General features: G+C 66.9%; 20 protein-coding genes, 1 tRNA gene and 1 other RNA gene. 15 read left to right on the forward strand and 7 right to left on the reverse strand.

Going from position 1 to position 19945, the window contains the following annotated elements; translation table 11 throughout:
• Positions 1-76: 76 nt before the first annotated feature.
• Positions 77-173, reverse strand: an RNA gene (ffs, locus tag D0Y85_RS04590) — signal recognition particle sRNA small type.
• 299 nt (positions 174-472) lie between these two features.
• On the opposite strand from ffs, the gene sugE reads away from it, so the two are divergent.
• Positions 473-790 (forward strand): quaternary ammonium compound efflux SMR transporter SugE, encoded by a 318-nt coding sequence (sugE, locus tag D0Y85_RS04595; protein WP_049468377.1) that lies wholly within the window; start codon positions 473-475, stop codon positions 788-790.
• Between the two features lie 259 nt (positions 791-1049).
• Here sugE and D0Y85_RS04600 read toward each other — a convergent pair.
• Positions 1050-1142, reverse strand: a tRNA-Ser gene (locus tag D0Y85_RS04600).
• Between the two features lie 122 nt (positions 1143-1264).
• On the opposite strand from D0Y85_RS04600, the gene dnaX reads away from it, so the two are divergent.
• The 4 genes from dnaX (at position 1265) to D0Y85_RS04620 (ending at position 4828) form a co-directional block, all read left to right on the forward strand.
• Positions 1265-3364, forward strand: coding sequence for a DNA polymerase III subunit gamma/tau (gene dnaX / locus D0Y85_RS04605; RefSeq protein ID WP_117309665.1), 2100 nt, complete (start codon positions 1265-1267; stop codon positions 3362-3364).
• Between the two features lie 6 nt (positions 3365-3370).
• Positions 3371-3691 (forward strand): YbaB/EbfC family nucleoid-associated protein, encoded by a 321-nt coding sequence (locus tag D0Y85_RS04610; protein ID WP_117309666.1) that lies wholly within the window; start codon positions 3371-3373, stop codon positions 3689-3691.
• A 111-nt stretch (positions 3692-3802) separates the two neighbouring features.
• Positions 3803-4402 (forward strand): recombination mediator RecR, encoded by a 600-nt coding sequence (gene recR / locus D0Y85_RS04615; protein WP_025879377.1) that lies wholly within the window; start codon positions 3803-3805, stop codon positions 4400-4402.
• Between the two features lie 66 nt (positions 4403-4468).
• Entirely contained in the window at positions 4469-4828 is a 360-nt protein-coding gene (locus D0Y85_RS04620; protein WP_032977365.1) for a histidine triad nucleotide-binding protein, read from the forward strand.
• 121 nt (positions 4829-4949) lie between these two features.
• On the opposite strand, the gene D0Y85_RS04625 is transcribed toward D0Y85_RS04620, so the two are convergent.
• From D0Y85_RS04625 to D0Y85_RS04640, 4 genes are read right to left on the reverse strand one after another with little or no spacing between them, the layout of a single operon-like run.
• Positions 4950-5477, reverse strand: coding sequence for a Slp family lipoprotein (locus D0Y85_RS04625; RefSeq protein ID WP_025879379.1), 528 nt, complete (start codon positions 5475-5477; stop codon positions 4950-4952).
• A complete protein-coding gene (locus D0Y85_RS04630) occupies positions 5474-7423 on the reverse strand; it encodes a DUF3488 and transglutaminase-like domain-containing protein (protein WP_117309667.1) in 1950 nt (649 codons plus the stop codon). The genes D0Y85_RS04625 and D0Y85_RS04630 overlap by 4 nt, the downstream gene beginning before the upstream one ends.
• On the reverse strand, positions 7416-8360 hold the full coding sequence (locus D0Y85_RS04635) for a DUF58 domain-containing protein (RefSeq protein WP_117309668.1): 945 nt from the start codon (positions 8358-8360) through the stop codon (positions 7416-7418). The genes D0Y85_RS04630 and D0Y85_RS04635 overlap by 8 nt, the downstream gene beginning before the upstream one ends.
• A gap of 2 nt (positions 8361-8362) precedes the next feature.
• Positions 8363-9316, reverse strand: a complete 954-nt coding sequence (locus tag D0Y85_RS04640; RefSeq protein ID WP_117309669.1) for a MoxR family ATPase — start codon at positions 9314-9316, stop codon at positions 8363-8365.
• 44 nt (positions 9317-9360) lie between these two features.
• Between D0Y85_RS04640 and D0Y85_RS04645 the strand changes: the two genes are divergently transcribed.
• Positions 9361-11202, forward strand: a complete 1842-nt coding sequence (locus D0Y85_RS04645) for a glycosyltransferase family 39 protein (protein ID WP_117309670.1) — start codon at positions 9361-9363, stop codon at positions 11200-11202.
• Positions 11203-11224: 22 nt separating this feature from the next.
• Here D0Y85_RS04645 and D0Y85_RS04650 read toward each other — a convergent pair whose 3' ends face one another.
• Positions 11225-11797 carry a Maf family nucleotide pyrophosphatase gene (locus D0Y85_RS04650; RefSeq protein ID WP_117309671.1) on the reverse strand — a complete coding sequence of 191 codons (573 nt, stop codon included), beginning with the start codon at positions 11795-11797 and terminating at the stop codon, positions 11225-11227.
• Between the two features lie 114 nt (positions 11798-11911).
• Here D0Y85_RS04650 and D0Y85_RS04655 point away from each other — a divergent pair, with 114 nt between their 5' ends.
• The 9 genes from D0Y85_RS04655 (at position 11912) to D0Y85_RS04695 (ending at position 19812) form a co-directional block, all read left to right on the forward strand.
• Positions 11912-12421, forward strand: a complete 510-nt coding sequence (locus D0Y85_RS04655; RefSeq protein ID WP_049465184.1) for a YceD family protein — start codon at positions 11912-11914, stop codon at positions 12419-12421.
• Positions 12422-12528: 107 nt separating this feature from the next.
• A complete protein-coding gene (gene rpmF, locus D0Y85_RS04660) occupies positions 12529-12723 on the forward strand; it encodes a 50S ribosomal protein L32 (protein ID WP_025879386.1) in 195 nt (64 codons plus the stop codon).
• A 91-nt stretch (positions 12724-12814) separates the two neighbouring features.
• Entirely contained in the window at positions 12815-13792 is a 978-nt protein-coding gene (locus tag D0Y85_RS04665; RefSeq protein WP_049465181.1) for a beta-ketoacyl-ACP synthase III, read from the forward strand.
• Positions 13793-13865: 73 nt separating this feature from the next.
• Entirely contained in the window at positions 13866-14648 is a 783-nt protein-coding gene (locus D0Y85_RS04670) for a serine/threonine protein phosphatase (protein ID WP_117309672.1), read from the forward strand.
• 136 nt (positions 14649-14784) lie between these two features.
• On the forward strand, positions 14785-15729 hold the full coding sequence (gene fabD / locus D0Y85_RS04675) for an ACP S-malonyltransferase (RefSeq protein WP_117309673.1): 945 nt from the start codon (positions 14785-14787) through the stop codon (positions 15727-15729).
• 82 nt (positions 15730-15811) lie between these two features.
• A complete protein-coding gene (fabG, locus tag D0Y85_RS04680; RefSeq protein WP_117309674.1) occupies positions 15812-16555 on the forward strand; it encodes a 3-oxoacyl-ACP reductase FabG in 744 nt (247 codons plus the stop codon).
• Positions 16556-16707: 152 nt separating this feature from the next.
• Positions 16708-16947, forward strand: a complete 240-nt coding sequence (gene acpP / locus D0Y85_RS04685) for an acyl carrier protein (RefSeq protein ID WP_025874077.1) — start codon at positions 16708-16710, stop codon at positions 16945-16947.
• A gap of 145 nt (positions 16948-17092) precedes the next feature.
• On the forward strand, positions 17093-18355 hold the full coding sequence (fabF, locus tag D0Y85_RS04690; RefSeq protein WP_025874076.1) for a beta-ketoacyl-ACP synthase II: 1263 nt from the start codon (positions 17093-17095) through the stop codon (positions 18353-18355).
• Between the two features lie 92 nt (positions 18356-18447).
• The gene (locus D0Y85_RS04695; RefSeq protein WP_117309675.1) at positions 18448-19812 is read left to right on the forward strand and encodes an aminodeoxychorismate synthase component I; all 1365 of its coding nucleotides are present in this window, start codon (positions 18448-18450) and stop codon (positions 19810-19812) included.
• Positions 19813-19945: the final 133 nt, after the last annotated feature.

A 19945-nucleotide genomic window follows, 5' to 3' on the forward strand; every position in this document is an offset into this window, starting at 1 on the left:
CGCCGGGACATGCCCGGCGAAGGGCGCCAACCAAGGTTGGCATCTACCGGAGCGGGGCTTCGCCGAAAAGGCGGTGGCCCCGCCGGCTGACCTCGGCGCCCGCGTCGATCGATACCGTTGCTGCCTTCCGGCCCTGGCGGAGTTTTCGACCTAGCGTCGCGAGGGGCCGACGGGGCCACCATAGAGACGTTGGCCGCCCGGAGGCGGCCGATTCACGGATCAGGGGAAGCAGCGCGTTGTGCGCCGGAGACCACAGCCGGACTGCACATCGGCTTACCGATGGCAGACGCGCATTCTAGCGCAGGCAGGTGCGTTGATGCCAGCTTCATGCACTGAATCCGATGTAACCCTGTGCCCCCAGCATCGGTCGGTGGCTGCCGCCGTTGCTAGAATCCGGTCCCAGGAGGAACGACCTCCCCCACATCGGGATTCAATGACCAGGACGGCCTGGCCCTACCAAAGGAGGGCTGTCATGGCCTGGATCTATCTGTTGTTTGCCGGCCTGCTGGAAATCGTCTGGGCCGTGTCGATGAAGCAGTCTGAAGGCTTCACCAGACTCACCCCCACCGTCATCACCATCGTCGGCATGATCGCCAGCTTCTGGCTGCTGGCCGTGGCCATGCGCAGCCTGCCGCTGGGCACCGCCTACACGATCTGGACCGGCATCGGCGCGGTCGGTGCCTTCGTGGTCGGCATCGTGTTCCTGGGCGAGCAGGTCAGCCCGATGCGGATTGGCGCAGCGGTGCTTATCGTCGCCGGCCTGGTGCTGATGAAACTCTCCAGCAGTTGAGGCCGGGCATGGGTGCGGCGGGAGGCTACAGCACCCGCTCCATCTCCACGGCGTCGATCCCGGCGCCGTGGCCCCACCTGTCCTTCAACGAGGCATCCACGCATGGCGTGGATCTACTGCGTACAAGCCCCTCTATTGAGGAAGGGAGGGGCCCGAACGTTGCGCAGCAACGTTTGGGGCGAAGCGCGCGCAGCGCACTTCGCGTCCCCAGCCAGATAACTGAAAAAGGCCGCCCAAAGGGCAGCCTTTTTCAGTTATCTGGCGGAGAGAGGGGGATTCGAACCCCCGAAGCGCGGTTTAGACGCTTACACACTTTCCAGGCGTGCTCCTTCAACCACTCGGACACCTCTCCGGATCCCTGCCATCGGCAAACGCCTCAGCAGGGGCGCAGATTCTAGCGGGCGCAGCGGCAGGACACAAGCACTGGTTTGCAGGGCGAGAGGGCTGGACAGGCGTGGCACAATGGAACATCCGATGGAAGACGGTGGCCTGATGTCCTATCTCGTCCTTGCCCGCAAGTGGCGTCCGAAGCGTTTTGCCGAGCTGGTGGGCCAGGAACACGTGGTCCGTGCGCTCAGCAATGCGCTCGACAGCGGCCGGGTCCACCATGCGTTCCTGTTCACCGGTACCCGCGGCGTGGGCAAGACCACGATCGCGCGCATCTTCGCCAAGTCGCTGAACTGCGAACAGGGCACCAGTGCCGATCCCTGCGGCCAATGTGCGGCCTGCCTGGACATCGACGCCGGTCGCTACATCGACCTGCTGGAAATCGATGCCGCGTCCAACACCGGCGTGGACGATGTGCGCGAGGTGATCGAGAACGCCCAGTACATGCCCTCGCGTGGCAAGTACAAGGTGTACCTGATCGACGAAGTGCACATGCTGTCCAAGGCGGCGTTCAATGCGCTGCTGAAGACCCTGGAAGAGCCACCGGAGCACGTGAAGTTCCTGCTGGCCACCACCGATCCGCAGAAGCTGCCGGTCACCGTGCTCAGCCGCTGCCTGCAGTTCAACCTCAAGCGCCTGGATGAAGATCAGATCCAGGGGCAGATGACCCGCATCCTCACCGCTGAAGAGATCGAGTCGGACCCGACCGCCATCGTGCAGCTGGCCAAGGCCGCCGACGGCAGCCTGCGTGATGGCCTGTCGCTGCTCGACCAGGCCATTGCCTATGCCGGCGGTGCGCTGCGTGAGGACGTGGTGCGCACCATGCTGGGCACGGTCGACCGCACCCAGGTGGCGGCCATGCTCGATGCCCTGGCCGAGGGCGATGGCCCGCGCCTGCTGCAGGTGGTGGCGGCGCTGGCCGAGTTCTCGCCGGACTGGAGCGGGGTGCTCGATGCGCTGGCCGAGGGCCTGCACCGCATCCAGGTGCAGCAACTGGTGCCGGGCGCATCCGCCGCTGCCGAGGGACTGGATGCCAGCGTGTTTGCCGAACGCCTGCGCCCGGAGGTGGTCCAGCTCTGGTATCAGATGGCCCTGAATGGTCGTCGCGATCTGCCATTGGCGCCCAGCCCGCGCGCCGGCTTTGAAATGGCCGTGCTGCGCATGCTGGCGTTCCGCCCTGCGGCTGCCGTGCCGTCGGTGCCGCGTACTCCGGAATCCTCCGGTGGCAGCGCACCGACCGGCACGGGTCAGGCCGGGGGCGGCCTTGCTGGTGGTAGCCACGAAGGAACTGCACCGGCCGCTGCTGCGGCGCCAGAAGCCGCGGTAGTCACCCAGTCAATTGCGGCCCCCGTGCTGGCGGAGGCAACCGCACAGACGCCGACCCCGGCACCACAGCGCGAACCCGAGCCGCAGCCCGAGCCGACCCCGGAACCGGATCCGACCCCTGAACCTGAACCGGCTCCGATCGAGGAACCCGGGTCACCGCTGCCGATGAAGGCACAGTTGGCTCCCGAGGCGGCCACGCCCAAGGCACCTGCTGAGGCTGACGACCTGCCGCCGTGGGCAACCGACGCGGCTGGCGCGCGCGATGAAGCGCTGGCGGCCGAGATGGCAACGCCCGACGCGGCCATGGTCGCGCCGTGGCACGAGCCGCCGGTTGCGGCTTCACCGCCGGTTGCAGAGGCGGTTGTCGCGCCGGAGCGTCCGTTCCGTGCCGAGGGTATCGACATCGCCCCGGCACCGGTTGCGGCAAAGGAAAAGGCCTCGCCGGCAGGCAGCGTCAGCGAGCTGGCCTGTGCCGAGGACTGGCTGGACCTGGTCGCCAACAGTGGCCTGAGCGGTCCGTCGCGACAGCTTGCGGCCAATGCGGCCTTCATCAGTTGCCAGCATGGGGTCTTGAAACTGGGCCTTTCGCCCGGATTTGAATACCTGCGCTCCGAGCGCGCGCTGGCAGCGTTGGGCGAGGTGCTGGAAAAGTCCCTTGGCCACGCGCTGAAGATCGTGGTCGAAACCGTGGAAACCGAGCAGGTCCCGGCCGAGACCCTGCACCAGCGCGCCGACCGCCAGCGTGGCGAGCGGCAGCAGGCTGCCGAGGCCATTTTCATGGACGATCCGGAAGTCCAGCTGCTGATCCAGCAGCACGGCGCCCGGGTTGTTTCCGATTCCATCCGTTCTTTTGACGAGTAAGACGACATGCGCGGCAATATCGCCCAACTGATGCAGCAGGCCCAGAAGATGCAGGAAAACCTGCAGAAGGCCCAGGAAGAAATCGCCAGGATCGAAGTGACCGGCAGCGCCGGTGGCGGCATGGTCAATGTCACCCTGACCGGTGCCAAGGAGTGCCGCAAGGTACGCATCGATCCGTCGCTGGCCAGTGACCCGGAAATGCTGGAAGACCTGATCGCCGCCGCCTTCAACGATGCGTCCAACAAGATCGATGCCGAGTCGAAGTCGAAGATGGGTTCGGCCACCGCCGGCATGCAGCTGCCGCCGGGCATGAAGATGCCGTTCTGATGCCCTGCGTGGCACCCGCACTGCCGGGTGCCATGCACTGTGTAGCGTCGAGCGTGCTCGATTGCCCGCAATTTCCAGTCGAGCACGCTCGGCTCTACAGAACACGCCGCCGTGTCCGCACCCCTGCTTGAACAACTGATCGATGCACTGCGGGTGTTGCCTGGCGTAGGCCAGAAGACGGCCCAGCGCATGGCTTACCACCTGCTCGAACGCGAGCGCGAAGGTGGCAAACGCCTTGCCGAGACGCTGGCGCAGGCGGTTGAACGCATCGGTCACTGTGCGCAGTGCCGCGACTTCAGCGAAACCGAGCTGTGCCCGACCTGCGCCAATGGCAGCCGCGAGCGCAGCCAGCTGTGCGTGGTGGAATCGCCGGCTGACCGCCTGGCGATCGAGAACGCCACCGGCTATCGCGGCGTTTACTTCGTGCTGCAGGGGCGCCTGTCGCCGCTGGATGGCATCGGCCCGCGCGAGCTGGGTCTGGAGCAGCTGGAACAGCGCCTGGCCGAGGCGGAAGTGCAGGAACTGATCATTGCCACCAGCGCCACCGTCGAAGGCGAAGCTACCGCGCACTATCTCGCGCAGCTGGCGCGTGCCCGCCAGGTGCGGCCGAGTCGACTGGCCCAGGGCCTGCCCCTCGGTGGTGAGCTGGAGTATGTCGATCGCGGCACGCTGTCGCACGCGTTCGGCACCCGCAGCGAAGTGCGCGATTGAGTCGATGCCGGGCATGCCCCGGCGTTACCGGCCTACAATGCGGAAAATACTCCGCCGAGGCCGACCATGAGCAGCGAAACCCTCTTCAGCAAGATCATCCGTCGCGAGATCCCGGCCACAATCGTCTATGAAGACGACGACGTGCTGGCGTTCAAGGACATCGCACCGCAGGCGCCGGTGCACGTGCTGTTCATTCCGAAGAACGAGATCATTCCAACCCTGGATGACCTGCAGCCGTCGCAGGCGCACCTGATCGGCAAGTTGGCGCTGGCCGCCGCCGAGTACGCGCGTCGGGAAGGTTTCGCGCAGGACGGCTACCGCATCGTGATGAACTGCCGCGAAGATGCCGGGCAGACCGTGTTCCATATCCACATGCATCTGCTGGCTGGCGCGCCGCTGGGTCACTTCGGTACGCCAGGGCGTTGAGGCGGCCATCCACGCATGGCGTGGATCTACTGTTGTTGGTGCGCTGTCGATCCACGCCATGCGTGGATGAAAAAAGGCCGCCCGATGGGCGGCCTTGTGCATCATGCGCAACGGGCCTGGACTACCACCAGCCCCAGCCGCGGTAGCCGCCCCAGTAAGGGCCATACGGGCCCGGGCCCCAAGGTCCGTAGGGGTAGGGCACTACATCGACCTGGCGCTGCTCCGGCCACAGATAGATCACGTCGGCAGACAGCTTCGGCAGCCGGTAGTCGTAATCGCCGATACGGGTGTTGGCGTAGCCATCGATCTTGCCGATGAAGGTCACGTCGCGGCCGGCTTCGAACACGGCCGGATCGTAGAAGCCGGCGCGGCAGGCGATGAAGCGGCCGTCGCTGGCATCGGAAGAGGTGGTGTTCGGGCGGCCACTGCCGTTGAGCGGACGCGAGATGATCTGGAAACAGGTCTCGCCTTGGCCGGGCTTGGTTTCGATGATCCGACCACCCCAGCGCACCGGCGTGCCGACCTGCTGGGTGGCTACCGAATCGCGCGGGGAAACCAGGCTGAACTGTCCCTGCAGCGGCTTGGGGGCCGTGGCGCAGGCCGACAAGGCCAAGGCGGCCACGGCGGTGAGGAGGAACTTGGTATTCATGGGGAGGCTCCGGAAGTCGGGCGATGCCTGCGCAGGTCCCGCAATAATGGGGCGAGCTCGGTACAAGTGCCAGCGTAGCGTGCATCGGCGAAACGCTGGCTGAGTGTGATGAGGGCCGGGTCGGGGCGCTGTGCGTGGACCCGCCGGGCCCAGTGCAGGGCCGGTTCGTGCGGTTCGCGGCCCAGCCCCAGCCGCGCATAGCGTTGCCCCAGGCGGTGCCAGGCGCGCAGCAGCGGGTCGCGCTCGCGTTCGCCACGTGCCAGCAGCCACGCCATCCACGCCAGCGCCAGCAACGCGGCCATCACGAAGCCGGCCAGCAGCTGTCCGGGGCCGAGGTCGTCCAGCCCGAATGGTTGCAGCAACTGCTGCTGCCGGCGAGCGTCGAAGGACAGCACCAGTTCGTTCCAGCCCCTGCGCATCCAGTCGCCGACCTGGCCCAGCTGCAGCCAGCGTTGCTGCAGGCCGGTAGTGGCACCAGCCTGCAGGCGATCATCGAGTGTGTCCAGGATGCGCTCGGGTGCTACTGCCGCTGTCGGATCGATGCGCACCCAGCCGCGTTGCGGCAGCCATACCTCAGCCCAGGCGTGGGCGTCCATCCGCCGCAGCACCCAGTAGTCGCCGATCCGGTTGCGCGTGCCGCCGGCGAACCCTGTGACCACCCGCGCGGGAATGCCGGCATTACGCATCAGCACCACGAAGGCAGAGCTGAAATGCTGGCAATAGCCGGCCTTGTAGTCGAACAGGAATGCATCTACCGGATCGCGCCCGGGGGCCGGTGTTGCCAGCGTGTACGAGAAGTCCGCGGTGATCCACGCCAGGGCGCGACGGACCACGGCGTCGTCGTCGTTCCCCGCTTCCTGCCGCCACTGTCGGGCCAGGCTTGCCGTGCGTGGGTTGAAGCTTTCCGGCAACTGCAGCGCAGCGCGACGCTGGTACGACGACAGCGTGGCATCGAAGCGCTGCGGCGGAGCCGAGTGCAGGCGCCACCGGCTCAGTGCGGACAATGCACGGTCGCTGCTCAGGCTCAGGGCTGCATCCAGCCGGCTGCCCTCTGGTGCGGCAGTGGGGAGATCCAGCGCGACCAGCTGGCGACGGTCGGTAGGTTCGTAATCGATCTGATAGTCCCAGCCCTCCGTGCCGTGTTCCACGATGGCTGGCGGCAGAGCTTCGGTACGGCGGTCGCGTCGCCACACATGCCCATCGAACCGGGTCAGTACCGGCCCGCGCCAGTAGCGCTGTGCCGGCGCTGGAGCCGCGCCGAAGAACTGGACACGCAGGGCCGGGGTGTCGTCGGCCATCAGATCCAGCCACTTGTCCGGCTCCATCGTGTCCGACAGTCCGGGTGTGCCGACCGCGCGTTCGGGAATGCCCCACAGCGGCGTGGCCAACCGCGGGAACAGCCAGAAGCAGGCCAGCGCCAGCGGCAGGCCGATCAGCAGCAGGCGACCGACACCACGCAGCTGCGTGGTCAGTGGCGGCGGCGCACTGCGGCCTTCACCCTGCGCCAGGCGCTGCAGCGCAATCAGGGCGCTGACGCCGGCCAGCACGGCGAGCACGGTGGTCAGCGGCCCCTGGTCGAGCAGGAAGGCAGCAAACGGTGAAAACAGGGCAAAGCCGAGCAGGCTGCGTGCATCGCGCAGGGTACGCAGCTCGCTGGACTTGATCGCCAGCATCGCCGCCAGCAGCGCGCAACCGGTATCCCGGCCGGGGCGCACCGCCCCCATCTGCCAGAGGATGGCAGCAAGCATGCCCAGCACCAGCAGTACCCGCACCGGCATCGGCAGCACGCCGCGCTGTGACAGCGCCGCGGTGGCGAGCGCCGCCACAGCGATCAACGCGGCCAATGTGGTGGGCAGCTGCAGCAGCAGCGGCAACAAGGCCAGTGCGGCGCTGGCCAGCGTCCACGTGCGGGTGTTGCGGTCCAGCAGCAGGGCAGGCTCAGTCATGGGGAAGCAGCGCCAGCGCGCGCAGGCACAGATGGTGGTGGCCGGCGCCCTGGCCGGGCCCGAGTGGCGGCTGCATCGGCAGCAGCAGCGTGTAGCGTCGGCCTTCGCGCTCGGCGCTGTCCACCCAGCGTGCCAGCCGCGCAATGCGTGCTTCCCGGTCCAAGGGGGCCAGTGCGCGCCAGTCCAGCACGACCTCGATGCCTACCGGTTTTTCATACTCGCGTACCAGCAGCGTGTCGCGGCGCGCCGAGTGCTTCCAGGCAATGCTGCGCGGTGGATCCCCGGCGCGATAGGGGCGCAGCTGGTGCAGTTCCTCGCCATTGGCGTGGGCGCGGGTGTGCAGTGGATCGCTGCCCTGCTGCGGCAACGGCGGCGCCTTCGCTTCGGCCAGCGGGTAGACCAGCAGGGGTTCTTCGGGCCACACCCATGACCACGCCCTGACCAGGCCAAGCGGTTGGGTGCTGGACAGGCGGATGCGTTGCAGTTCCAGCCAGCCACGGCGTTCGCTGGGCACTTCCAGCGCGGCTTCGCCGCGGCCGTGCGCGGGCAGGTCGAGCCACGCTTCGCTGTGCCCCAGTTGCAGGTGCAGGCCGTGGCGCGCCCGTGGGTCGCGCAGCGACAGGTCCACGCGCAGGCGCAGCGGCTGCCCGGCCGGCACCGGCTCGGCGGAGATCGCGTCGATCTGCACGCCCGACAGCTGCAGGTGCGCAGCGATGGCGCTGGCGATTGCGGCTGCGGCCAGCAGCAGCGCCAGCAAAAGGGCCGGGTTGTTGTTGTAGTTCAGCGCGCCCAGCAGCATTGCGACCAGCAGGCAGGCCACAAACAGGCCGAAGCGGGTGGGCAGCACATAGATGCGCCGGCGGTCCAGCCGCTGCGGCAACGCCTCCGGCGTACGCGGGCGGGCCAGCTGCAGCAGTCGCCGGGCGCGCGATGCCACGTTCAATCGACCGCGACGGTCTGCAGGATCGCTCGTGCCAGCGCCGGTCCCGTGCTGGACTCGGCTTCGCCCACCAGGCGATGGCCCGCCACTGCCACGAACAGGGTCTGCACGTCTTCGGGTACGACGTGGCCACGGCCGAGCAGCAGCGCATGTGCCTTGGCCGCGCGAAGCAGGGCCAGCCCGGCACGCGGCGACAATCCGACGCGTACGCCAGCGTGCTGGCGGCTGCGGGTCAGTAGCGCCTGCACGTAATCCACCAGCGCATCGCTGGCATGTACCTGGCCAACCGCTTCGCGCAGCGCGCGGACCTGGCTGTTGTCCAGCTGCGGCAGCGCGTGAGCGATCAGGTCGCGGCGATCGCTGCCGCGCAGCAGTTCACGCTCGGCCTGCGCGCTGGGATAGCCCATCGCCAGGCGCAGCAGGAACCGATCCAATTGCGAGTCGGGCAACGGGAAGGTGCCCGACAGATCCACCGGGTTCTGCGTGGCGATCACGAAGAACGGATCGGGCAGGGCATGTGTCTGACCGTCGAGGGTGACCTGCTGCTCGGCCATCGCTTCCAGCAGGGCGCTCTGCGTGCGCGGGGGCGCACGGTTGATCTCGTCGGCCAGCAGCACGTGGGTGAACACCGGCCCGGGATGGAACTGGAACTGGCGGCTGCCGGCGTCGTACACCGATACGCCGAGCACGTCGGCCGGCAGCAGGTCGGAGGTGAACTGCACGCGCTGGAAGCTCAACCCCAGGCTGCTGGCCAAGGCATGGGCCAATGTGGTCTTGCCGAGACCAGGCAGGTCTTCGATCAGCAGATGGCCGCCAGAAAGCAGGGCGACGAAGGCCAGCCGCACCTCATGCACCTTGCCCAGCACCAGCGTGTTGACCTGGTCCTGCGCATTGCGCAGGGACTGACGCAGTTGATCGGTTAGCATGCTGGGCATGGGGGACGAAGCTGTCATGATCGTCTCAAGTTCGGTAACCGGTCGATTCTATCCATACATCAATGCAGGGCGAACAGCGCGCACGTACGATTTTTCTCTGGTTATGGACGCTCGTCACAGCGGCCAAGCTGGTCGTGGCCGCACGCCTGCCGTTGTTCGTCGATGAGGCGTTCTACTGGCAGGAAGGCCAGCATCTGGCTGCGGCCTATTCGGATCTGCCAGGGCTGACGGCCTGGTTGACCCGGTTGGGTGTGGAGCTTGGCGGCCAGCATGTGCTTGCGCTGCGGCTGCCGTTCCTGGCCATCGGCGCACTGCTGCCGCTGCTGGTATCGCGCATTGCGGCGCGCTGGTTCGGCAATGTTGCCGGTTGGCAGGCCGGCAGCTTGACGTTGCTGATGCCGTTGTCGGCCACGCTGGGCCTGCTGGCCGTACCCGATGTGCCGATGGCGCTGGCGGCGGTGCTGTGCCTGGACGCCGGCGCACGCCTGCTGCGCAACGTCGACGCCTCCTCGGCGGTGAAGCTGGCGCTGGGCCTGCTGATCGGCGCGCTCAGCCACTATCGTTTCATCGGTGTGATCGGGGTCGGCTTCATTGCCCTGCTGGCGCTGCCGCAGGGCCGGCGCATGCTGGCCGACCCGCGCGTCTGGGTGGCCCTGGCCGTTGGCGTACTGGCATGGCTGCCGCTGTTGGCCTGGAACGCCGACAATCACGATGCTGGACTGAAGTTCCAGGTAGTCGAGCGCCACCCGTGGGCATTCGAGTGGCGCGGCCTGTGGTTCCTGGTGATCCAGCCGATGCTGGTGACGCCCGTCCTGTGCATTGCGATGTGGAAAGTTGCGCTGGCCGGCACCCGCAACGGCGGCGGCGCGCGCGCGCAGTGGCGCTATTTCGGCCTGGTCGGTGGCGTATCGACGCTGGGCATCTTCGCCCTGGGCTTCTTCACCGATGTCGAACGCATCAGCTTCCATTGGCCGCTGCCGGGTTACCTGGCCCTGCTGGTGGCGGTGCCGGTGATCCTCAACGGCTGGCCACGCTGGTTGCGGCGTACCGGCTGGTGGCTGGCCGGGCTGGGCATGGTGCTGGCCTTCGGCTATTACCTGATGGCGTCCTCGTCATCGCTGCGCGAGCAGTTGGCCGGCGACAAGTACTACCCGCGCAACTTCGCCGGCTGGCAGCCGCTGGCGGCTGCGGTCCGCGAAGAACTGCAGCAGATGCCCGAAGGCAGCCGCGTGCTGGCCGGCAACTTCAAGGTGGGTGCCGAACTGGGATTCCAGCTGGGCCGTGGTGACATCGACGTGCTGCCCCATCCGCTCAACGACAAGCACGGCCGTACCGCGCAGTTGGCGCAATGGGGACAGGTGCATGAAGGCGAGCGCGACGTGCCGATGCTGCTGGTGCTGTCGCCCAGCGATCAGCGTTTCCGCGATCTGCTCACCCGTTATCACGCCATCTGCGAACAGGTCGGGCCGTTGCCACCACCGCGCGTGGTCAGCAGCGATCACGGGTTCCAGCGCTTCCTGCTGTTCCGCCTGCCCGTGGAGCGCGCGCAGGGGCCATGCGTAGCCCCCGCTCTGGCCTGGCTGGACACCCCTTCCAATGGAGAGGTGGTGAGCGGCGCGCTGGCGATCAGAGGCTGGGCGTTCAAGGAAGGCGTTGGGCTGTCGCGGGTTGAAGTGCTGGTGGATGGTCGTTCGATCGGCGATGCCAGCTATGGGCGGGTGTTCGATATCCGCCACGCCTGGCCGGACAGCACTGACCCGCAACACCCGGCTGTCGGCTTCGATGCAACGCTCGATACCACGACGCTGGCACCGGGAAAGCACTGGCTGGGCCTGCGCCTGCACGGTCGCGATGGCAGCGTGGAGCAGTGGCAGGAGCAGCCATTCGTGGTGGGCAAGCGCTGAGGCAGCGTGCCTCGTGCCGGGGTTAGGGCACCGCGAATCCGGCCCGGCGCAACAAGCTGCACAGCGCGATCAGCGGCAGCCCGATCAGCGCCGTGGGGTCTCGGTTGTCGATGGCCTCGAACAGGCTGATGCCCAGGCCTTCGCACTTGAAGCTGCCGGCGCAGTCCAGCGGCTGTTCGATGGCCACGTAGCGGGCGATCTCCGATGCCTGCAGCGCGCGGAAGCGCACCTGGGTCATATCCATTGCCGAAAAGGATTCTCCGTCACGGGTGAGACTGATGGCCGTATGGAAGCGCACCGTCTGCCCGGACATCGCCGCCAGCTGCGCGCAGGCGGCCTGCACCGTGCCCGGTTTGCCCAGCGGCTGGCCATTCAGGTCGGCCACCTGGTCCGAGCCGATCACCCAGCTGCCGGGATGGCGGGCGGCCACGTCGGCCGCCTTGGCGCCGGCCAGGCGTGCTGCCAGCGCCAGCGGCGCCTCGTCGGCCTGCGGGGTCTCATCCACCTGCGGGCGTGCGCAGTCGAAGGGCAGGCCCAGCCGTTCCAGCAGATCGCGGCGGTAGCGGGAAGTGGAGGCCAGAACCAGGGCAGGCATGCGGGAATTCCGGGGGCGGGGCGCGAAAGTCTGGCCCGGTACCGCCAGCCACAGCAAGCCTTTCGTGGCAGTCATTTGACACACGACCGGCCGATCCTTAATATTCGGCGGCTTATGTCCGCGAACGTGCCCGAAACGCTGGATGCCTGGCGGATGGTCGTAGCGCGAAGGCGCTTCGACGGTCAGGTAGCCCTGGCTGAATTGACTCGCCTGCAGGGGCTTGTCGCCGATACCGAGGGTGAGTGTAATTACTCGCTCGAATTCGGTCGCGACGAGATCTTGCGGGTATCCTATGTGGAACTGACCATCGATACCGCGTTGCCGCTGACCTGTCAGCGCAGCATGCAGCGTTTCCTGTTGCCGGTGAAGATGACCCAGAGGCTTGGCCTGATCCGCGACGAGGACGAGGAATCATCCTTGCCGGAGGAATACGAGGCGTTGCTGGTGCCGGAAGATGGCCAGCTGCGTCCGTTGGACCTGGTCGAAGACGAGCTGGTGCTGGCGGTGCCTGTGGTACCGCTGTCGCCGGACGGCGAGGCAGTCGACAAGGACTGGGCGCCGACCGAAGAAGAAACTGAAAAGGCCAATCCGTTCGCGGCGTTGGCGGCATTGAAGAAACAATAGCAGCCGGTTGTCGTCGGCGGCTGCGGCGAAAGCGAAAAGTGTGCTGGGCGCTGGCGTCCTGTGCGACGAAACGACGAAGCAAAACGAACCGAGTTTGGAGCAATCCCATGGCTGTCCAGAAATCCCGTGTTACCCCGTCCCGTCGTGGCCAGCGTCGTTCGCATGACGCCCTGAGCGCCAAGCAGCTGTCGACCGACCCGACCACCGGCGAAGTGCATCTGCGTCACCACATCACTGCTGACGGTTTCTACCGCGGCAAGAAGGTCATCCAGACCAAGTCTTCGGCTGTCCAGGAAGACTGATGTGCCGGAAGGTCGCTGCCCGCTGGGCAGCGGCCTTCGCCTTCTTTCCCGGGCACGCCGGTGAACGGCGGCTCGTGCAACAGGAAACATGATGAGCAAGCGGATCTACTCGAGGATCGCGGGCACCGGTAGTTATTTGCCGGAAAAAGTCCTGACCAATGCCGACCTGGAAAAAATGGTCGAGACCTCGGACGAGTGGATCCAGACGCGCACCGGTATCCGTGAACGGCACATCGCGGCCGAAGGCGAAACCACCAGTGATCTCGGCTACCAGGCCGCGCTGCGTGCGATCGAAGCGGCCGGTATCGACGCTTCGCAGCTCGACATGATCGTGGTCGGTACGACCACTCCCGATCTGATCTTTCCCTCCACCGCGTGCCTGATCCAGGCCAAGCTCGGTGTGAGCGGCTGCCCCGCTTTCGACGTCAACGCGGCCTGTTCGGGCTTCGTGTTCGCGCTCAGCGTGGCTGACAAATTCATCCGCTCCGGTGATGCCCGCCATGTGCTGGTGATCGGCGCGGAAACCCTGACCCGCATCGTCGACTGGGAAGACCGCACCACCTGCGTGCTGTTCGGTGATGGCGCGGGCGCTGTCGTGCTCAAGGCCGACGAAGAAACCGGCATCCTCAGCACCCACCTGCATTCGGATGGCAGCAAGAAAGAGCTGCTGTGGAATCCGGTCGGCGTTTCGGTCGGTTTCGGTGAAGGCAACAACGGTGGCGGCACCATCAACATGAAGGGCAACGACGTGTTCAAGTACGCCGTCAAGGCGCTGGACTCGGTCGTGGACGAAACCCTGGATGCCAACGGCCTGACCAAGTCCGACCTGGACTGGCTGATTCCGCACCAGGCCAACCTGCGCATCATCGAAGCCACCGCCAAGCGGCTGGAGATGTCGATGGACCAGGTCGTGGTCACTGTCGACAAGCACGGCAATACCTCGTCCGGCTCGGTGCCGCTGGCACTGGATGCTGCCGTTCGTTCCGGCAGGGTCGAGCGCGGCCAGCTGCTGCTGCTGGAAGCCTTCGGTGGTGGCTTCACGTGGGGTTCGGCCCTGCTGCGCTATTGATAGTGCAAGTTACGACAACGTGAAACCGTCGTTACGGCCCCTCTGGGGCCGTAATGCGTTGAAGGAGACCGTCATGGTTGAGCCCATCGTCATCGAAGGGCAGCGCGCCTGGCTGAAGCAGTACGGCGAAGGAAGCCGGGCCGTGGCCCTGAGCCTGCTCAATTTTGTTGCCCGCCGGTTCCATCTCGATGCGCTGCGCCCGCCGCCGCACCGCGGTGGCGACGCCGCGCGCGAAACCGAGGCCCGCCGGCTGGCGGAACTGCAGGCGCAGGGCGTGAACGTGCCCGCGGTGATCGGCAGCGGCCATGCCGCGCTGGTGATCGGCGACAACGGCAGCTCGTTCAATACCTGCCTGCGCGAGGCCGACGATGCCGGTCGCGATCGCCTTGTGGCCGCGGCAATGCAGGCCATCGCCGAAGCACACGCACGTGGCGCCTATTTCGGCCAGCCGTTGCCGCGCAACCTCACCTGGGATGGCCAGAACGTCGGTTTCATCGACTTCGAAGAAGATCCGCTGGAAGTCATGGACCTGGCCGAAGCGCAGGCGCGTGACTGGCTGATGTTCGGCTACGGCGTGGCCAAGTACTACGCTGATCGCCCCGAAAGCCTGCAGGCGATGATGGCCGAGGCGATGAACGGGGTGCAGGCACCGGTACGCGCGCATGTGCACGCCGTCAGCGGCCGTCTGCAGCGGCTGGCGCGGGTGTGCATGAAGCTGGGGCGCTCGGCGCGTGCGCTGGCCCACTCCATCTTCATCACCCATGGTGCCACCACGCTGGGCCTGCTGATGGTGGTCGGTCTGTGCATGGACTGGTTCGCCGACGGCGAGCTGGACATCCTGCAGCTGCTCTGCTGATCGCGGTCCGCCGGGCCATGCCCGGCGGACCCCGTATCGGGGCACTGTCCATACGCCGTGCATACGCGCACGTACAGACGACACGGCATGTTCCCCTTATCATGGCCCGCTTCGATTGCAACAAGCGGATGACCGCGTGACCGTATCCACCCTCGCTTTTGTCTTCCCCGGTCAGGGCTCGCAGTCTGTGGGCATGCTGGCCGAGCTGGCCGAACTGCACCCGCAGGTGCGTGAGGCCTTCACCGAGGCATCCGATGGTGCCGGCGTTGACCTGTGGGCGTTGTCCCAGGGCGGCCCGGAGGAAATGCTCAACCGTACCGAATACACCCAGCCTGCCCTGCTGGCCGCCAGCATCGGCGCGTGGCGCGCCTGGAACGCCGTGGGCGGTCCGCGTCCGTCGGTTCTGGCGGGCCACAGCCTGGGTGAATACACCGCCCTGGTCGCCGCTGGCGCCCTCAGCCTGCACGACGGTGCGCACCTGGTGCGCCTGCGCGGCCAGCTGATGCAGGACGCGGCTCCCGCAGGTGTTGGCGCGATGGCCGCCGTGCTCGGTGCCGAAGATCAGCTGGTGCTGGACGTCTGCGCGGAAGCTGCCGGCAGCCAGGTGGTCGTTCCGGCCAACTTCAACTCGCCGGGCCAGATCGTGATCGGCGGCGACGCTGCCGCGGTCGACCGCGCGCTGGCGCTGCTGGCCGAGAAGGGCGTGCGCAAGGCGGTCAAGCTGGCCGTCAGCGTGCCCTCGCACACCCCGCTGATGCGCGAAGCCGCCAACCGTCTGGCCGAAGTGATGGCCGGCCTGTCCTGGCAGCTGCCGCAGCTGCCGGTGGTGCAGAACGTCGACGCCAAGGTGCACGACGGTGTGGACGCGATCCGCGCCGCGCTGGTGCAGCAGCTGTACCAGCCCGTGCAGTGGACCGGCTGCGTGCAGGCGCTGGCCGCCCGTGGCGTCACCCGGATCGCCGAATGCGGCGCGGGCAAGGTGCTGACCGGTCTGGTCAAGCGCATCGACAAGGCCATCGACGGCCGTTCCCTGGCCACCCCGGGCGACTTCGAAACCGCCCGCGAGACGTGGTCGGCCTGATTGCCCCTGTTCCTGCCGACCGTGCCGGTGGCCGCTGCAAGCGGCGCGGGTGCGGCGGCCGCCCCAGCCTGAGGAAAACATCATGAGCAAGCCCCTGCAGGGTGAAATCGCACTGGTTACCGGTGCCAGCCGTGGCATTGGTGCCGCCATCGCCGATCTGCTGGCCGCCCAGGGCGCCACCGTCATCGGCACCGCCACCACCGAGTCCGGCGCCGCCGCGATCGGCGAGCGCCTGGCTGCCCACGGCGGTCACGGCCGCGCGCTGAACGTCACCGACGCCGCTGCGCTCGATGCCGTGCTTGACGGTATCGCCAAGGAATTCGGCCCGATCTCGATCCTGGTCAACAACGCCGGCATCACCCGCGACAACCTGCTGATGCGCATGAAGGAAGACGATTGGGCGTCGATCATCGACACCAACCTGACCAGCGTGTTCCGCACCAGCAAGGCCGTCATGCGCGGCATGATGAAGGCGCGCAAGGGCCGCATCATCAACATCGCCTCGGTGGTGGGCGTGACCGGCAACGCCGGCCAGGCCAACTATGCCGCCGCCAAGGCCGGCATCATCGGTTTCTCCAAGTCGCTGGCCAAGGAAATCGGCTCGCGCGGGGTCACCGTCAACGTGGTCGCGCCGGGCTTCATCGACACCGACATGACCAAGGCGCTGCCGGAAGAAGCGCGTGCCGCGCTGATCGGCGACATCGCCCTCGAACGCCTGGGTTCGCCGGAGGACATCGCCCATGCGGTGGCCTTCCTGGCCAGCCCGGCTGCCGGCTACATCACCGGCGAAACTCTCCATGTGAACGGCGGCATGTACATGCCGTAAGCAAGGGGCGCAGGGATCGCGCCGCAAGTGGTTGATCTGCGAGGATTTTTGCTGCAATGCAAGGTCACGCCGGTTTCCACTACACTATCCCACGGCCATCGCCTTTGATGGCGACCACTTTTGAACCACTACTCCATCTGGAGCGATATCCCATGAGCACCATCGAAGAACGCGTCAAGAAAATCGTCATCGAACAGCTTGGCGTCAAGGAAGAAGAAGTCACCAACAGCGCATCGTTCGTCGATGACCTGGGCGCTGACTCGCTGGACACCGTCGAGCTGGTGATGGCGCTGGAAGAAGAATTCGAGTGCGAGATCCCGGACGAAGAAGCCGAGAAGATCAGCACCGTGCAGGCGGCGATCACCTACATCACGGCCCACGTCAAGGCCTGATGCAGGACGTCAGTGCGCGTGCGGGCGTTGCGTCCGGCGCGCACGACACCCCATGGGGCCGCTGTTTGCGGCCCCGTGTGTTTGCGCACCACACCGAAGTAAACCGCGTTACCCGCAAAGAACGTTCGGGTCAGGAGAATCAGCAATGAAGCGTCGCGTCGTCGTAACCGGCCTGGGTATGGTCTCGCCGTTGGGCAATGATCTGGCCAGCAGCTGGGAAGGCATCACCCACGGTCGTTCGGGCATCGGTCCGCTGACCAACGTTTCTGATGCCTACCTGGAACGGTTCACCACCAAGATTGCAGGTGAGGTCAAAGGCTTTGACATCACCGCCGACAACGAACTGTTCGGCAAGTACCGGGTCAGCGGCAAGGATGCCAAGAAGATGGACCCGTTCATCCATTACGGCCTCGGTGCCGCCTTCATGGCCCTGCATGATTCGGGCCTGGAGATCACCGACGCCAATGCCGACCGCATCGGCGCCATCGTTGGCGCCGGCATCGGCGGCCTGCTCGGCATCGAAGAGCAGACCATCGAGTTCCACGAGGGGAAGAAGATCTCTCCCTTCTACGTGCCCAAGACCATCATCAACATGCTGCCGGGCCAGCTGAGCATCATCAGCGGCCTGAAGGGCCCGTCGTTCTCGGCGGTCTCGGCGTGCGCCACCTCCAACCATTCCATCGGCACCGCCATGCGCATGATCCAGTACGGCGATGCGGACGTGATGGTGGCCGGCGGTGCAGAGCGCGGCTCCTCGCCGACGGCGCTGGGCGGCTTCTGCGCGATGAAGGCAATGAGCACCCGCAACGATGCTCCGGAACAGGCCTCGCGCCCGTGGGACAAGGACCGTGACGGCTTCGTGCTGGGCGACGGCGCCGGCATCCTGATCCTGGAAGAGTACGAGCACGCCAAGGCGCGTGGCGCGAAGATCTATTGCGAGCTGGCCGGTTTCGGCGCCAGCTCCGACGCGTACCACATGACCGCGCCGAGCGAGAACGGCGAAGGCGCTGCGCGCTGCATGACCATGGCCATGAAGGACGCCGGTGTCACCCCGGAACAGGTCGGCTACCTCAACGCACATGGCACCTCGACCCCGCTGGGCGACCTCGGTGAGACCATGGCGATGAAGACCGCCTTCGGCGACCACGCCTACAAGATGATGGTCAGCTCCACCAAGTCGATGACCGGCCACCTGCTCGGCGCTGCCGGCGGCGTGGAAGCGATCTTCTCGGTGCTGGCAATGCGTGACAACGTGATTCCGCCGACCATCAACCTGCAGCAGCCGGGCGAAGGCTGCGACCTGGACTACGTGCCCAACGAAGCACGCCAGGCCAAGGTCGACGTGGTGATGTCGAATGGTTTTGGTTTCGGCGGCACCAACGGCACGCTGATCTTCAAGCGCGTCTGATCGCACCAGTAGGGTCGAGCCATGCTCGGCTCCGCCAACCACGAGGCCGCCGCAAGGCGGCTTCCGTGTATCCGTCTCCCGAACTGGCTGCCATGACCCACTCCCCGCTGATCCACCCGCTGCCGCACCCGATCGACCTGCTGGCCCTGCAGCAGCGCGACCCGGTGCGTTTCCCGCTGCTGATGGAGTCCACCGCCGCAGGCACCGCCCAGGGCCGCTGGAGCCTGCTGCTGGCCGCGCAGGGCGACACCCTGCAGCTGGACGCCGATGGCCAGGTGCGCGACCAGCACGGCGCGGTGCAGCCCGGCAGCTTCCTACAGGCGCTGGACCGCGCATGGCAGGCACAGCGGTTGCCGCACGACGGCGGCCACGCGCTGCCGTTCCGCGGTGGCTGGGCGTTGATGCTCGATTACGAAGTGGCCAGCCAGGTCGAACCGGTGCTGCCGGCGCGCGCGCGCGATGACGGCCGGCCGACCGCACTTGCCCTGCGCTGCCCGGCCGCCGTGCTGCATGACCACCAGGCCGACACCAGCTTCCTCGTTGCCGAAGCGGGCGAGCAAGCGCTGCTGGACTCGCTGGTCGCGCTGGTAGCGGGTGAACTGCCGCCGGCCGGGCAGGGCTGGCAGCCGCCGCAGTCGGTCAGCGAAGACGAACCACAGCGCTTCACCGAGGGTGTGCGCCGGGTGATCGACTACCTGCGCGCCGGCGACGTGTTCCAGGTGAACCTGTCGCGGCGCTGGAGCGCGCACTTCGCAGCACCGGTCAGCCCGCAGGCGCTGTACGCGCAGCTGCGGCGGGCCAATCCGGCGCCGTTTGCCGGCCTGTTCAGTGCGTACGGCCGGCATGTGGTCAGCTCGTCGCCGGAACGGCTGGTGTCGGTGCATGGCGGCCACGCACAGACCCGCCCGATCGCCGGCACCCGTCCGCGCTTCGAGGGCGACGACGATGCCGCGCGCATCCAGGAACTGGTCGGCCATCCCAAGGAGCGCGCCGAGCACGTGATGCTGATCGACCTGGAGCGCAACGATCTGGGCCGCATCTGCCTGCCCGGCACGGTCGTGGTGGACGAGCTGATGACCGTGGAAAGCTACGCCCACGTGCACCACATCGTCAGCAACGTCAGCGGCCAGCTGCGCGCGGACGTCACCCCGGGCGAGGTGATCGCCGCGACCTTCCCCGGCGGCACCATCACCGGCTGCCCGAAGGTGCGCTGCATGCAGATCATCAGTGAGCTGGAGCAGGTGCCACGCGGCGCGTACACCGGCGCGTTCGGCTGGCTGAACCGTGATGGCGACCTGGACCTGAACATCCTGATCCGCACCGCCGAAGTGGACGGCAGCGAGGTCAGCTTCCGTACCGGTGCCGGCATCGTGGTCGACTCGGACCCGGACAAGGAACTGGACGAAACCCGGGCCAAGGCCCGCGGCCTGCTGCGGGCGCTGGGGCAGCAGGGTTGACCGATTGCCGCCGCCGGGCATGGCCCGGCGCTACCAGGAGGGAGACGCCACGGTAGCGCCGGGCCATGCCCGGCGGTAGATCCACGCCATGCGTGGATGAGTGCCCCGGTCATGACCCCACACCACCGGCACG

It is taken from the genome of Stenotrophomonas sp. G4 (assembly GCF_003428825.1).
GTDB classification, from domain to species: domain Bacteria; phylum Pseudomonadota; class Gammaproteobacteria; order Xanthomonadales; family Xanthomonadaceae; genus Stenotrophomonas; species Stenotrophomonas indicatrix.